General features: G+C 71.4%; 11 protein-coding genes. 5 read left to right on the top strand and 6 right to left on the bottom strand.

Translation table 11 applies throughout. The features are described from left to right. Positions 1–147: 147 nt before the first annotated feature. Entirely contained in the window at positions 148–693 is a 546-nt protein-coding gene (locus AC07EG_RS23215; RefSeq protein ID WP_478255254.1) for an N-acetyltransferase family protein, read from the top strand. Here the strand turns inward: AC07EG_RS23215 and AC07EG_RS23210 are convergent. Both AC07EG_RS23210 and AC07EG_RS23205 read right to left on the bottom strand, forming a co-directional pair. Continuing rightward, complete coding sequence (locus AC07EG_RS23210) at positions 632–994, bottom strand: hypothetical protein (RefSeq protein ID WP_478255253.1); 363 nt, start codon at positions 992–994, stop codon at positions 632–634. The two genes, AC07EG_RS23215 and AC07EG_RS23210, sit on opposite strands and share 62 nt — an antisense overlap. Positions 995–1,076: 82 nt before the next feature. Next, positions 1,077–1,784, bottom strand: coding sequence for an SRPBCC family protein (locus AC07EG_RS23205; protein ID WP_478255252.1), 708 nt, complete (start codon positions 1,782–1,784; stop codon positions 1,077–1,079). 105 nt (positions 1,785–1,889) lie between these two features. Between AC07EG_RS23205 and AC07EG_RS23200 the strand changes: the two genes are divergently transcribed. After that, entirely contained in the window at positions 1,890–2,306 is a 417-nt protein-coding gene (locus tag AC07EG_RS23200) for a YciI family protein (protein ID WP_478255251.1), read from the top strand. A gap of 107 nt (positions 2,307–2,413) precedes the next feature. Continuing rightward, positions 2,414–3,796, top strand: a complete 1,383-nt coding sequence (locus tag AC07EG_RS23195) for a trypsin-like serine protease (RefSeq protein ID WP_478255250.1) — start codon at positions 2,414–2,416, stop codon at positions 3,794–3,796. 726 nt (positions 3,797–4,522) lie between these two features. Here AC07EG_RS23195 and AC07EG_RS23190 read toward each other — a convergent pair. Together AC07EG_RS23190 and AC07EG_RS23185 are read right to left on the bottom strand one after the other, a co-directional pair. Next, complete coding sequence (locus tag AC07EG_RS23190; RefSeq protein WP_478255249.1) at positions 4,523–6,292, bottom strand: S8 family serine peptidase; 1,770 nt, start codon at positions 6,290–6,292, stop codon at positions 4,523–4,525. Beyond that, positions 6,292–7,848 (bottom strand): S8 family peptidase, encoded by a 1,557-nt coding sequence (locus AC07EG_RS23185; RefSeq protein ID WP_478255248.1) that lies wholly within the window; start codon positions 7,846–7,848, stop codon positions 6,292–6,294. Before AC07EG_RS23185 ends, AC07EG_RS23190 begins: the two co-directional genes overlap by 1 nt. 177 nt (positions 7,849–8,025) lie before the next feature. On the opposite strand from AC07EG_RS23185, the gene AC07EG_RS23180 reads away from it, so the two are divergent. Next, positions 8,026–10,890, top strand: coding sequence for an ATP-binding protein (locus tag AC07EG_RS23180; RefSeq protein ID WP_478255247.1), 2,865 nt, complete (start codon positions 8,026–8,028; stop codon positions 10,888–10,890). A 45-nt stretch (positions 10,891–10,935) separates the two neighbouring features. Here AC07EG_RS23180 and AC07EG_RS23175 read toward each other — a convergent pair whose 3' ends face one another. Together AC07EG_RS23175 and AC07EG_RS23170 are read right to left on the bottom strand one after the other, a co-directional pair. Next, complete coding sequence (locus AC07EG_RS23175; RefSeq protein ID WP_478255246.1) at positions 10,936–11,298, bottom strand: histone-like nucleoid-structuring protein Lsr2; 363 nt, start codon at positions 11,296–11,298, stop codon at positions 10,936–10,938. A gap of 94 nt (positions 11,299–11,392) precedes the next feature. Further along, positions 11,393–12,235 carry an aldo/keto reductase gene (locus AC07EG_RS23170; protein WP_478255245.1) on the bottom strand — a complete coding sequence of 281 codons (843 nt, stop codon included), beginning with the start codon at positions 12,233–12,235 and terminating at the stop codon, positions 11,393–11,395. A gap of 74 nt (positions 12,236–12,309) precedes the next feature. On the opposite strand from AC07EG_RS23170, the gene AC07EG_RS23165 reads away from it, so the two are divergent. Next, positions 12,310–13,203 (top strand): LysR family transcriptional regulator, encoded by an 894-nt coding sequence (locus tag AC07EG_RS23165; protein ID WP_478255244.1) that lies wholly within the window; start codon positions 12,310–12,312, stop codon positions 13,201–13,203. The last annotated feature ends 428 nt before the right edge of the window (positions 13,204–13,631 follow it).

Below are 13,631 nucleotides of genomic sequence, written 5' to 3'. Positions count from 1 at the left end.
CGTGCAGAACACGAGATCGTTGTGTGTTGCAGGTCTCGATCGGCGAATTGTTGCGTGCATCACCCGGGCAGCTGGATTTTGTTGCTTGCCCGTTCGGCCGGGAAAAGGAGTCGAAGTGCCCGGCCCCGCCCTCCTACTGTGCCACCCATGGGGCAGATTCGTGATTTCGCGGAGGACGACTGGGCACAGGTGTGGCCGATCGTGCGGGAGGTCGTGCGGGCCGCGGACACCTACGCCTACGACCCCGCGATGACCGCCGACGAGGCGTACGGCACCTGGGTCGAACGGCCACCCGGGCGCACGGTCGTGCTGGTGGAGGACGGCCGGGTGCTCGGCACGGCCAAGATGAGCGCCAACCGCGACGGGCCCGGCGCCCACGTGGCCACGGCCAGCTTCATGGTCGGCGCCGGGGCGCGCGGCCGGGGCGTGGGCACGGCGTTGTGCCGCCACGCGCTGGAGTGGGCCCGGGACAGCGGTTTCGCGGGCATGCAGTTCAACGCGGTGGCCGAGTCCAACACCGCCGCCGTGCGGGTCTACCGGCGGCTCGGCTTCGAGGTCGTCGGCACCGTGCCGGGTGCCTTCGAGCACCCCGAACTGGGGCGGGTCGGGCTGCACGTCATGTACTGCGACTTCAGCACCACGCCGCGCCCCAGTGCCGCACCGACGGATCACCGAGCAGCCCGGCCGCGGTGAGGATGCGCACGGCCTCCGGGCCGACCCTGGCCACCTGCGCGCCGCCCGACCGGACCTGCGCCATGGTGTCGTAGCGCCGCGGCGCCGGTCCCGCGGTGTGCGACCACCAGGCGACCGTGGCGCAGGTGGCCTCCCGCAACGCGTGCCTGACCCGGGGGCCGCGGGGCTGCGGTGCGGTGTAGGTCGCCGTCCGCAGCAAACCGTCCACCAGCGCCGACGCCCGGCTCAGCGTCGGTTCGATGCCCTCGGGCGGCGCGGGCAGCGCGCGGGCGCGGGCGTAGTCCTCGGGGGTGGCGTGCATCGGTCTCCTTCCCAGGGGGTCAGGAGTGGGATTCGCCGGGCACGGGTGTGTGACGCCGAACCGGGTGTGGCACGGGACACGCCTACCGGTACACGGTCTCCAGCCAGGCACGCAGGGCTTCGCCGCTGCTGACCGCGTTCGCGTTCCCGGCGAACAGGTGCAGGCTCACCCCGACCGGTGCGCCCCAGGTGTTGCGGCCGAACACCCGGTACAGCGCGTCCCCGGTGCGCAGGCCGAGGAACCAGTCGTCGAGGTGGTCCACCACGGCCGTGCGCGGTTCGCCCGCCAGTGCCAGTTCGACCTTGTCCCCGGTTCCGGTGACCCCGAGGGCGCGCACGAGGCGGGTGAAGCCGTCGGGGGCCATCGAGGCGGCGGGTGCGTCGACGGCGACGTAGGTGGCGGCCCGGCCGGGGAAGTGACCGACGTACTGGCCGAGCGTGTGCAGGTAGAAGTCGGTGTGCTTGGCCGCGCCGTCGTACTCGTTGTCCCAGTCCTCGTCGGCGAGCACGCCGCTGTGCACGAAGCGCAGCACGGTGCTGCCGGACCGGCCTTCGATCACCCACTCCAGCGCGTTGAACGAGCCGTCGGGCTGCTCCGCGCGCAGGGCGTAGCGCTCCGGTGGGGTCCGGTCGAGCACCTGGTGGTCGTCGAGCAGGCGGTAGCCGCCTGCCCCGGGGCTGGACTCGGTGGGGAACAGCCAGCCCGCGGTGCCCGCGGTGATCGCCGCCCACACCTGCTCGGGCGTGGCAGGCAGGGCGACCCGGCGCCGGATCTCGAACTCGCGCGGCATCGGGTCACCGTTCCACCGAAGAAAAAACCTGTCAAGGACGGGCTGTCGAGATCGGGCGGGTGGGTTCGACGCTCCGGCAACACCACGCCGAAGACGGAGGTCACCATGCGGTTCATGATGCTGATGAAGGCGGACGAGCGGAGCGAAGCGGGGGAAGCCGCGAGCGAAGCCGACCTGGCCGCCATGTACCGCTACAACGAGGAACTGGTGAAGGCGGGCGTGCTGCTCGGCGGGGAGGGGCTGCACGCGAGTGCCCGCGGTACCCGGGTCACCCTGACCGCGGACGAAACGGTGGTGACGGACGGGCCGTTCCCGCAGCCGTGCGAGCTGGTCGCCGGGTTCTGGCTGATCCAGGTGAAATCACGGGAGGAGGCGATCGCCTGGGCGCGCCGCTGCCCCGCGCCCGCCGACGGCCGGACCGTGCTGGAACTGCGGCAGGTGGCCGAGGCCGACGACTTCGAGGCGCTCACCCCGGAACTGCGCGAGGCGAACGACCGGTTGCGCGAAATGACGCCGTCCTGACGGGCAAAGTTGCGTAGTCCTACGGATTCCCTCCTCGGTTGTTCGGTTCCGGTGGCCGCCGGAAGGTGAAGCGGAAGTGCTTTCCCTTTCCACCGGAAGGAATCACCGTGATCTCTGGACAACGCCGCGCCGGTTTGCTCGGGCTCGCGCTGGCGGCCGTGCTCGCTCCCCTGCCGGCGGCGGCCGCCGGTGCGGGAGCGGCCGTCGCGCCCACCGACGAAGCGCCCATCCCGTCCGGCCCGCACGCCACCATCTACAACGGACAGGACAGTTCCGTCGCCGAATTCCCGTTCATCATCGCGGGTCTGCGTGAGGGCGGCACGCGCCCGGCCGGCCAGAGCTGCACCGGCGCGGTGGTGGCGCCGCGCAAGATCCTCACCGCCGCGCACTGCAAGGACGCCGCCGGGGAGAAGAGCTACCTGTACGGGCTGGACGACCTGGAAGCCGGTGGGGGCACGCCGATCGAGGTGCTCAGCTACGACAAGCACCCGAAGTACGTCAACTTCGACCAGGGGTACGACGTCGCGGTGGTCACCACCAAGCAGGACATCCCGGTGCCGGGCGGGAAGTTCGCCACCTTCGCCACCTCGGCGGACACCGGGCTCAACGCGCCGGGCAAAACCGGGGTCGGCGTGGGTTACGGCAAGAAGGACCACAACGACGATTCACGTGACGTGACCGTGGACAAGGCGGAGTTCCCGATCCGCCAGCCGTCCGCCTGCGCGGGGGTGGGGGCCGGGTTCAAGGAAGCCACCATGATCTGCGCGGGTTTCCCCGACGGCAACCCGACCATCCTGCCCGGTGACAGCGGTGGCCCGCTGATCGTGGACGGCAAGGTGGTCGGCGTCGCTTCCTGGAGCCGCAGCGATTTCCGCTGGTACGGGGTCTGGGCTCGGTTGAACAACGACATGGGGGACTGGGTCGAGCAGCAGGTCGGGACGGGGTTGTCGGTGAGCCCGGGCAGCGTTTCGGTGGAACCGGGGCAGAGCGTTTCCGCGACGGTGACGAACAATTCGGCTGGTGCGGTGGAGCTGACCGCGAGCGGCCTGCCCACCGGGGCGAAGGCGGTGTTCCAGCCTGCGTCGCTGCCCGCCGGGGCGTCGGGGAAGGTGACCGTGGAGACGGCACCGTCCACTCCGGAGGGTGTTTACCAGGTGGGCATTTCCGGTGCTGTGCTCGGGTTGACCGTGGGTTCCCCGGCTTCGGAGTTGAAGCTGACGGCTTTCCCGTCCTCGGGCACGGGTGGCTTCGGTTCGCAGGTGACCACCGCGATCACCGCTTCGGGCGGGTCCGGGAACGTGACGCTCTCGGCTGCTGTGCCTTCGGGTGTCTTCGCCTTCTTCAACCCGGCCACGGTGGGGAACGGGGGGAGTTCCACGCTCACGTTGTTCGTGCTGAACGCTCCGGCGGGTACCTATCCGGTGACGGTCACCGGAACGGCGGCGGATGGTTCGACGGGGAGCACTGTTTATGCGCTGACGGTGCAGTGAGGTCCTGAGGGAACGGTGGCTCCTCCCCGGCTGGGAGGGGCCACTGTTTTGTGATGGGTGGCTTCTTTTGCGAGTGCCACCATTTGGCGAGCGGCCACTCCCGTAGGTGGGGATGCCGTTTGTGGTGGGGTGACTCCAGAATGGGAGGGGCCAGCACTCTTGGGATGGTGGCTTCTCCTGTGGTTGAAGGCTTTCGTAGTGGTGGGGTGGCTTCTTCCGCGTGGAGTGGCCACCGTTTTGTGGCTGATGGCTTTGTTGTGGGGCGCCGTTTGTGTGGTGGTTTCCTCTGTGGGGGAGGGGTTGCCGCTTGTGGGGTGGCTTCTTCCGCGTGGAGTGGCCACTGCTTTGTGGCTGATGGCTTTGTTGTGGGGCGCCGTTTGTGTGGTGGTTTCCTCTGCGCGGGAGGGGTTGCCGCTCGTGGGGGTGACTCCTGCCGCGTGGGAGGCCGCTGTTCGTGGTCGGTGGATTTCTGCGTGGAAGGGGCCAGCACCCTGTGGTGGCTAGTGGCTGTGCTCGGAGGTGCGGTGGAGTGCGTGTGGTTCGGCAGGTGACACCGTGGTGGGTGACCTGACGGTGGCTGTTCGGGTGGACCAAGGCCGGGGCGGATGGCGTGGCCGGTGGCTGCCTCGGGCAGTGCGCAGACTGCCGCGCCCGGTGCGCGCTGGACGCAGGAAGAAACGGTGACCCCTCCCGCGCGGGAGGAGCCACCGTCCGTTCCGGACTCGGTTACTTCGTGGTGAGCGTGTAAACCGTCGTGCCGGTGCTGCCGTCTGCGGCCGTGGCGGTGACCGTCACCGGATAGGTACCCGCCGGAGCGTTCAGCACGAACAACGTGAGCGTGGAACTCCCCCCGTTCCCCACCGTGGCCGGGTTGAAGAAGGCGAAGACACCCGAAGGCACAGCAGCCGAGAGCGTCACGTTCCCGGACCCGCCCGAAGCGGTGATCGTGGTGGTCACCTGCGAACCGAAGCCACCCGTGCCCGAGGACGGGGAAGCGGTCACCGCCAGCTCACCGGCCGGTGCGCCGACCACCAGCGTGAGCTCCGCGGACCGGCTCACCGAAGCGGCCTTCCCGGTGACCGTGACCCGGTACGTACCGTCCGGTGTGGACGCCGTGGTCACCAAGGTCAGCTTCGCGCTCTCCCCGGCGGTGACCGAAGCGGGTGCGAACTCCGCCGTCGCGCCGGACGGCAGGCCGGTGGCCGACAGGGCGACCGACTCGGCGGTGCCCTTGACCACCTTCGTGCCCACCTCCGCCGACGCGGACCCGCCCGGCTCGACGGTGACCGCACCCGGCGCCACCGACAGCGAGAAGTCGTTCGCCGGCTGCTGCCCGCCGCCGATGAAACCGGTGTAGAGCAACCGGTTCGGCGAGCCGGACCCGGCGTTCTTCACCACCCCGCCGGTGGCGTTCGAGGTGAGCGCCGAGTTGACCTTCTCCGGGGCCGCCGCCTTGTCGGCCTGCAGGTACAGCGCGGCCGCCCCGGCGCCGTGCGGGCTGGCCATCGAGGTGCCCGACATGCCGGTGCTGCCGGTGTCGCTCAGGTGGCTGGCCGAGGTGATGTTGCTGCCCGGCGCGAACAGGTCCACGCAGCTGCCGATGTTCGAGAACGACGAACGGTTGTCGCTCGCGTCGGTCGACGCGACGGTCAGCACACCCGGGATCTTCGCCGGGCCGCGGCTGCAGGCGTTGCCGCCGTTGTCGTTGCCCGCCGCGACCACGGTGGTCACCCCGGCCTGCAGCAACCCGGCGATGGCGTCGTCACCGATGCCCGCGGTGTCGAAGGTCATGCTCATGTTGACCACCGCGGGCTTCGCCGCGTTCTTCGCCACCCACTCGATGCCCTCCAGCGCGTCGGAATCCGGCGCCGAGCCACCGCAGCCGAGCACCTTCACCCCGACCAGCTCGACCTTCTTCGCCACCCCCCAGGTCTTGCCGCCGACGGTGCCGGAGACGTGCGTGCCGTGGCCGTGGCAGTCGTTCGCGTCCGGATCGGTGTCGACGAAGTCGTAACCCGACTTGGCCCGGCCCTCGAATTCGCTGTGGCTGTACCGGATCCCGGTGTCGAGCACGTAGACCGTGACGTCGTCCGCGGTGTTGTTGTACTGGTAGGTCCTGTCCAGCGGCAGGTTCCGCTGGTCGATCCGGTCGATGCCGTAGGTGGCGTTGGGCTGGCTGCCCGCGATCCGGGCGGTGCCGTCCTGGTGGACCGCCTTCACCGCCGGATCGGCGGCCAGCCGCCTGGCCTGCGCCTCGCTCAGCCCGCGCACCGCGAAACCGCGCATGGCCACGCTGAACGTCGACTTGACGGTGCCGCCGTAGCGATCGGTCAGCGACGCCGCCGCCGACTCCACGGTGGCCCGGTCGTGCAGGGAGACCACGTAGCCACCGGAGACCGGCTCACCGGCCTGGACCACCGTCCCCTGTGGTGCCGAGGCGGCCGCGGTGCCGGGGAGCACCGCCAGCAGGGCCGCGGCGGTCAGCAGTGCGCGCATCAGAAGCTCACCCCGAACGAGTCGATGTTGCCGGTGTCGTAGGCCCACACGTCCCGCACCCGCAGCGTCCAGGTGCCCGCCTTCGGTTCGGCCGCGGCGTCGACGGTGAACGTCGTGTTCAGGTCGATCGTGCTGGACCCACCGGCCTGCTTGAGGTGGTACACCGCGCCGCTCGGCCCGATCAGGTCGATCACCAGGTCACCGGTGTACGGGTGGCGGATCGAGACGGCGACCTTGGTGGCCGCGGGGGCGTTGCCCTCGCAGGACTGGACCACCACCGAGCTGGTCACCGCGGCACCGGCGTCGGGGATCGCCACGTCGTCGGGGTTCGTCGCCCCGGCGCAGGCCGGCGGCGGGGCCGAACCGGTGACGCGCAGCAGTTCGTTCGGCGAGCCGGAACCCGGGTTCTTCACCGCGTTGTGCGTGGCGCCCTGCACCAGTGCGGCGCGCACCTGCGCCGGGGTCGCCGACGGGTTGGCCGCCAGGTGCAGCGCCGCCGCACCGGCCACGTGCGGGGTGGCCATCGACGTGCCGCTGATCGTGTTCGTCGCGGTGTCCCCGGTGTACCAGGACGAGGTGACCGAGGTGCCCGGCGCGAAGATGTCGGTGCAGTTGCCGTAGTTCGAGAACGACGAGCGGTTGTCCGAGCTGTCGGTGGCGTTGACCGTGATCGCTTCCGGCGTGCGTGCCGGGCTGGTGCTGCACGCGTTGGTGTTCGAGTTGCCCGACGCCACCGCGAAGGTGACCCCGGTGCCGATCGCCTTCTTCACCGCATCGTCGACGGCGCTGTTCGCCCCGCCGCCGAGGCTCATGTTCGCCACCGCGGGCTTCTTCGCGTTCTTCGCCACCCAGTCGATGCCGCCGATGATCTGCGACCACTGGCCGTTGCCCTGGCAGTCGAGCACCCGCACGGCCACCAGGTCGGCCTTCTTGGCCACCCCGTAGGACCTGCCGGCGACGGTGCCCGCGACGTGCGTGCCGTGGCCGTTGCAGTCGTTGGCCACCGCGTCGTTGTCGATGAAGTCGTAGCCGTTCTTGGCGCGGCCCTCGAACTCGGCGTGGCTCAGCCGGGCACCGGTGTCGAGCACGTACGCCGTCACACCGGCCCCGGCCTGGTCCGGATAGGTGTACTTCTTGTCCAGCGGCAGCGCGGCTTGATCGATCCGGTCCAGGCCCCAGGTCGGATTGTCCTGGGTGGCGTCGGCCCGCGCGATCCCGTCCTGCTGCACGTAAGCCACCGACGGGTCGGCCGCCAGCCGCTTCGCCGCGGTGGCGTCCATCCGGGCGGAGAACCCGTTGAACACGGTTCGGTAGGTCTGCTTCACCTCGGCGCCGTAGCGGTGGGAAAGCGCGCTGGCGGCGGCGGTGTCGCCGGCGGTGTCGCCGGCGTTGCCCTTCAGCACCACGATGTAGCTGTCCGCGATGGCGCCCGGCTGCCCGGCCCCCCGGACCGTGCCCTCCTGCGCTCGTGCCGCGGTGCTCGACAGGCCCGCGACGACCAGTGCCGCCGCTCCGGCGGCCAAGGCCCGTGACCAGGCCCGGTGTTGTGCACGCATTCACCCACTCCTCTCCGCTCGGCCACCCGGTGGCGTGTGGCCGGGAGATCAGCGTCGGTCGGCTGATCAGCGCGAACAAGCGAGGCGGTGTTCCGTACGGGTACGTAACTAATGCCGGTCGAGCTAAGCTTCCTCTGATTCGGACATTGTGGTCCGGAGAATTTTCCGGGAGTGGTGATGTCGCGGAACGCGGTGCCGGAATCCAGTTCGCCCGTGCTGGTCGGCCGGGCGGCCGAGCTGCGCGCGCTGGCCGCCGCGGTGACCAGGCCGCCTGCCGTGGTGCTGCTCGAAGGGGAAGCGGGCATCGGCAAAACGCGCCTGCTCACCGAACTGCTGCGGTTGCCGGAGGTGGCCGCGCGACGGCCGCTCGTCGGCTACTGCCAGCCGATGCGGGAGCCGTTCCCGTACGGTGTGGTGCTCGAAGCCCTGCGTGAGGCCGGGGCGCAACTGGCCACCGCCGAACTGAGCCCGGTCACCGGCGTGCTGCGGCCGTACCTGCCGGAGCTGGCCGCGTTCCTGCCCGAGCCACCGGAGGCGGCGGACTCGCGTTCGGAGCGGCACCGGATGTTCCGCGCGGTCCGGGAACTGCTCGGTGTGCTCGGGCCCGCGGTGCTGGTGGTCGAGGACCTGCACTGGTCCGACGACGGATCGCGGCAGCTGCTGCGCTTCCTCACCGCCGACCTGCCGCCGGGGCTGAGCCTGCTGCTGACCTACCGGCGCGAGGAACTGCCCGGCGGCATCACCCTCGGCCGCGCGTTCCGCCCGGCACCGGGCACCGCCAGCGAGGTCGTCGAGCTGAAGCCGTTCGACGCCGAAGGCGTGCGCCGCCTCACCACGGCCATCCTGGGCGAGAGCGAGGTGTCCCCGGACTTCGCCGCGCTGCTGCACGACCGCACGGCGGGCATTCCGTTCGTGGTCGAGGAAACCCTGCGCACGCTGCGTGGCGCGGAGGGTGCCGTGCACTCCGACGGCGCCACCGCCAGGCGCCTGCTGGACACCGCCGAGGTGCCCGCGCTGCTGCGCGAGGCGATGCTGGAGCGGTTGTCCGGCCTGCCGATCCCGGCGCGGCGGCTGGCGCACGCGGCCGCCGTGCTCGGCACCCCCGCCAGCCGCGAAGTGCTCGCCGAGGTCGCCGGGCTGCCGCCCGGCCGGATCGACGAGGTGCTCACCCGGCTGCTCGACACCCAGGTGCTGCGGGAGAACGGCACCTGCCGCTACGGCTTCCGGCACACGCTGGCGCAGCAGGCGGTCTACCGCACGCTGGCCGGACCGGACCGCCAGCTGCTGCACCAGCGAGCCGCCGCAGCGCTGGCCACGGCCGAACCGCCGCCGCTGGTCCGGCTGGCCGAGCACAGCCGCCGCGGTGGTGACCAGGCGGGCTGGCTGCGGCACGGCGAGGCGGCCGCCGACCGGGCCGCCGAGGTCGGCGACCCGTCCACCGCCACCGGCCTGCTCAAGGACCTGCTCACCGACGGGCAGCTGGCCGACGCCGACGCCGACCGGCTGGCGGTCAAGCTGAGCCGGGTCGCCGTGCTCGGCGTGGCCCAGCAGCACGAGGTGATCGAGGTGCTGGCCGGGCTGCTCAACGACCGGCGGCTGGCCCCGGACAGCCACGGCCAGGTCCGGCTCAACCTCGGCCTGCTGCTGATCCGCCAGGACGGCGGGCAGGAGTCCGGGCGCACCGAGATCGAGCTGGCCATCCACGAGCTGGGCGAACGCGACCCGCTGGCGCTGCGGGGCATGTCCGCGCTGGCCCAGCCGTTCATCGGCACCACCCCGCTGGCCGAGCACCTGCGCTGGATGTCCGAAGTGGACACGCTGATCGCGGACGTGACCGATCCCGGCGTGCTGCTCACGCTGATCGCCAGCAACGGCCCGTCCCGGCTGCACATCGGCGACCCCGGCGCGTGGGAGCTGCTGGCCAGGCTGCCCTCGCGCGCCGGGAGCCGCGCCGAGCAGCAGCAACTGGCCAGGGCGCACTGCAACATCGGCGACGCCTGCGCCTGGACCGGGCACCTGCGCAAGGCGGAGAGCCACCTGCGCACCGGCATCCGGCTGGCGCACGAGTGCGGCGCGTCGTTCCTGGTGAGCATCGCCAGCGCCACCCAGATGCACCTGAACTGGCTGACCGGTGACTGGGACTCGGTGACCGAACGGGCGCGGCGGCTGCTGGAGGAGTACCACGAACTGCGGCCGGTGGCCGACGAGCTGTCGCTGATGCTGGGCTCGCTGGCGGTGGCCAAGGGCGAATGGGACCGCGCCGAGCGGTACTTCACCGACTCCGGCATCGGCCGGGCGGAGAACGCGGTCACCCCGGTGGTGCTCGCCGCCTACGGGGGCGCCATCCGGGTGCTGCTGGCGAAGGAGGACGTGCCGGGAGCGGGCGCGATGGCCGACGAGGGGCTGCGGTTGTTGCGCCGCAAGGGGATCTGGTCGTGGGCGGGGGAGCTGGTGCCGCCGGCGGTGATCGCCTACTGCGCGGCCGGCCGGGTCGACGCGGCGGCCGCGCTGACCGGGGAGTTCGCCGACGGCATCGAGGGCAGGGACACCCCGATGGCGGACGCGGCGCTGGCCGAAGCCCGCGGCATCGTCGCCCTGCACCGGCAGGACCCCGCCGAGGCCACCGGATTCCTCACCGAGGCGCGGGCGGGTTACGCCGCCCTGCCCGCGCCGTACTACGCCGCGCTGGTCGGGGTCCGGCTGCTGGAGCACGCCACGGTGCCGGACGGCGAGCTGGCGGCGCTGGCCGAGGAGTTCACCGCGCTGGGCGCGACCAGGGACGCCGCCCGCTGCCGCCACCTGCTGCGCGCCAGCGGCGTGGTGGCGCCGTCCCGGCGGGGCAGGCGTGGTTACGGCAACGAACTTTCGCCGCGGGAACGGGATGTGGCGCGGCTGGTGGCGGGCGGTTCGACGAATCGCGAGATCGCCGAAGTGCTGTTCCTTTCCCGGCGGACGGTCGAACAGCACGTGGCGAACGTTCTGCGCAAACTCGACCTGCACTCACGTGCGGACCTGCGTTCGCCGGTCGATCCGCACCGGTGAAAACCAAAGGCCGCCCCGCACCGGGCGGGGCGGCCTTTCCCGTGGTTACTTCGAGTTTTCGGTGGCGTTGACGAACGCCGATTCAACCTCGAGTGAAACCCGCCCGCGTTCGGAGACCTCGAACCCGTTCTCCCTGGCCCAGGCCCGGATGGCCTGGGCCCGTGCCCGCCGGGCGGTGGTGCCCACCGCCGGCCCGGCGTTCGGCATCGGCGGTGACCCGCGTTTCTTGCGCCCGCTCACCCGGCGCGCGACCTCGACGAACCGGAACAGCGCGTCACGCAGTTCGTCGGCGTTCTCGGCGGACAGGTCGATCACGTAATCGATCCCGTCCAGGCCGAAATGAACGGTTTCGTCGGCCGGCGACCCGTCGATGTCGTCGGACATCACCACGGAAACTTTTTGTGCCACGTCTTCCGCTCCCAGGACCATTCGGCGCACCCCCTGGTCCGCCATCCTCTTGGCACGATAGACGATAGGCGGACAACTGCGGTATTGGGAGTGCTCAGTCGTGTTTCCCGGCGAGCGAATCGAGCCGTGCGTAGTCCTGATCGGACAGTGAAAGGGTGAGCGCGCCCAGATTTTCCTCCAGATGGCGGCGTGACGAAGTGCCCGGAATGGGCAAGACCACCGGTGAGCGCCGCAGCAGCCAGGCCAGTGCCACCTGCGCCGGGGTGGCGCCGTGCGCCGCGGCGACCTCGGCCACCACCCCGCCGGAACGGGTGCTCGGCTGGATCGGCAGCCACGGGATGAACGCCACACCACGGCGTTCGCAGTACTCGAGCACTGGTTCAGACCTTCGGTACTCGAGGTTGTAGCGGTTCTGCACGCTGGCGATCGGCGTGATCGACTCGGCTTCGGCGAGTTGGACCACGCTGACCTCGGACAGGCCGATGTGCCGGATTTTCCCCTCTTCCCGCAGACGGGTCAATGCGCCGATCTGGTCAGCCAGCGGAACGGATGGGTCCACTCGGTGCAACTGGTAGAGTTCAATTTGCGGAATACGCAGCCGGCGCAGGCTCAGTTCGGCTTGCTGCCGGAGGTATTCCGGGCGGCCGAGCGGAATCCAGTCCGCACCCGGATGGCATTGGCCGCCCTTGGTGGCGATCACCACCCCGGGTGGATAGGGGTGCAGCGCCTCGGCCAGCAGTTCCTCGTTTCCGCCGAGGTCGTAGGCGTCGGCCGTGTCGAAGAAGCCGACCCCCAGTTCGACGGCCCGGCGGGCGATCTCGATCGATTCCGCGCGCTCGCCCGCGGTCCGCCCGCGCAACCGCATGGCGCCGAAGCCGAGCCGGCTCACCCGCAGCCCGTCACCGAGAGTGATCTCCGCGAAGTTGGTCATGGTCATGTGGTTCAGCCTGGTGGCGACCCGTTGTTCAGACAAGCGAGTCCTTCTTGGCGGTATCCCGTAGCATCGCTTAAGTGTTGAACCTGGAACGCCTGCGCGTGCTGCGGGCGGTCGCGAGCACGGGCTCGGTCAGCGGCGCGGCGGCGCAGCTGCACGTCACCACTTCGGCGGTTTCCCAGCAGCTGGCGCGGTTGGAGCGCGAGGTCGGGCAGCGGCTGCTGGAGCGCAACGGCCGGGGCATCCGCCTCACCGACGCCGCCACCCTGCTCGCCGCGCACGCGGACCGGTTGCTGGCCGAAGTCGAACAGGTGGAGGCCGACCTGGCCCGGCACCGGGGTGCGGTGGCCGGGGCGTTGTCCGTGGCCGCCTTCGCGACGGCCGCGCGTGGCCTGCTGCCGGGGGTGTTGCGCGCGCTGCGCGCAGAACACGCGGCGCTGCGGGTGCGGCTGGACGAACGGGAACCGCCGGAGGCGATCAGCGGGCTGTGGCGGGGTGACGTGGACGTGGCCGTGGTGCAGGACTGGCCGGAGTCGCCGCTGGAGCTGCCGGAGGGGGTGTCGCGGGAGCTGCTGCTCGAAGACCCGCTCGACCTGGCGGTGCCGGTCGGGCACCCGCTGGCGGAGGCGTCGCCGGCGGACCTGGCGGCGGAGGAGTGGATCACCTGGACCGGCGGGCAGCTGTGCCACGACTGGCTCACCCGCACGCTGGGGGAACCGCGGATCGGGCACACCGCTTCGGAGCATTCGACGCAGCTCGCCCTGGTGGCGGCGGGGTTGGGGGTCGCCCTGCTGCCGCGGCTGGGGCGGGACCACGTGCCCGGCGGGGTGCGCCTGGTGCCGATCCGTCCGGTACCCGCGCGACGGGTGCACGCGGTCTGGCGGACGAGTGCGGCTCGGCGACCGGCTGTCCGGGCGGTGGTGGCTGCTCTGCGCGCCGGCGCCGTTGATGGGGCCGGGTGCGGCAGCTGAGGCTGCGGGCAGGGATCGGCGCTGGGGCAGCGGGCGAGCTGGGCGCCCGAGGTGGGTGAGCCGGTTACCCGGGTGGGCCTGGCCCGCCGGGGTGGCCTTGGTGCACGCCGTTCGGCGAGCCGATGCCGCCCGTCATCGGACGCCTGGAGCGGCGAAGCGGGCAGGGCCGCCCGGCCTGCCGGGGTCGCTCTGGGCGAGCGCACGGGATCTGGCGGACGGGTGCGGTCCGGCTGTTCGGGCGGTGGTGGCTGCCTTGCGCGTCGGTGCCGGTGCCGTTGACGGGGTGCGGTGCTGCCGAGGCGAGCGGGTGCGGCGGCCGAGGCCGCGGACCGGGATGGGCGCTGGGTTGGCGGGCGGGCTGGGCGAGCCGGTCACCCGGCTAGGGGGCATGCCGAGGCCACCAGCCCGCCTTGGCGCGGAGGGCGCAC

The sequence above is a fragment of the Amycolatopsis sp. NPDC045836 genome, assembly GCF_056431745.1.
Note: the sequence above shows the minus strand (reverse complement) of the source record. Positions and strands in the feature narration are given on the sequence as shown.

What these genes read in the sequence shown, in the direction of transcription:
- AC07EG_RS23210 (WP_478255253.1), bottom strand. Translation starts at nt 994, where the DNA reads ATGCACGCCACCCCCGAGGACTACGCCCGCGCCCGCGCGCTGCCCGCG.
- AC07EG_RS23215 (WP_478255254.1), top strand. Translation starts at nt 148, where the DNA reads ATGGGGCAGATTCGTGATTTCGCGGAGGACGACTGGGCACAGGTGTGG.
- AC07EG_RS23205 (WP_478255252.1), bottom strand. Translation starts at nt 1,784, where the DNA reads ATGCCGCGCGAGTTCGAGATCCGGCGCCGGGTCGCCCTGCCTGCCACG.
- AC07EG_RS23180 (WP_478255247.1), top strand. Translation starts at nt 8,026, where the DNA reads ATGTCGCGGAACGCGGTGCCGGAATCCAGTTCGCCCGTGCTGGTCGGC.
- AC07EG_RS23185 (WP_478255248.1), bottom strand. Translation starts at nt 7,848, where the DNA reads ATGCGTGCACAACACCGGGCCTGGTCACGGGCCTTGGCCGCCGGAGCG.
- AC07EG_RS23200 (WP_478255251.1), top strand. Translation starts at nt 1,890, where the DNA reads ATGCGGTTCATGATGCTGATGAAGGCGGACGAGCGGAGCGAAGCGGGG.
- AC07EG_RS23170 (WP_478255245.1), bottom strand. Translation starts at nt 12,235, where the DNA reads ATGACCATGACCAACTTCGCGGAGATCACTCTCGGTGACGGGCTGCGG.
- AC07EG_RS23190 (WP_478255249.1), bottom strand. Translation starts at nt 6,292, where the DNA reads ATGCGCGCACTGCTGACCGCCGCGGCCCTGCTGGCGGTGCTCCCCGGC.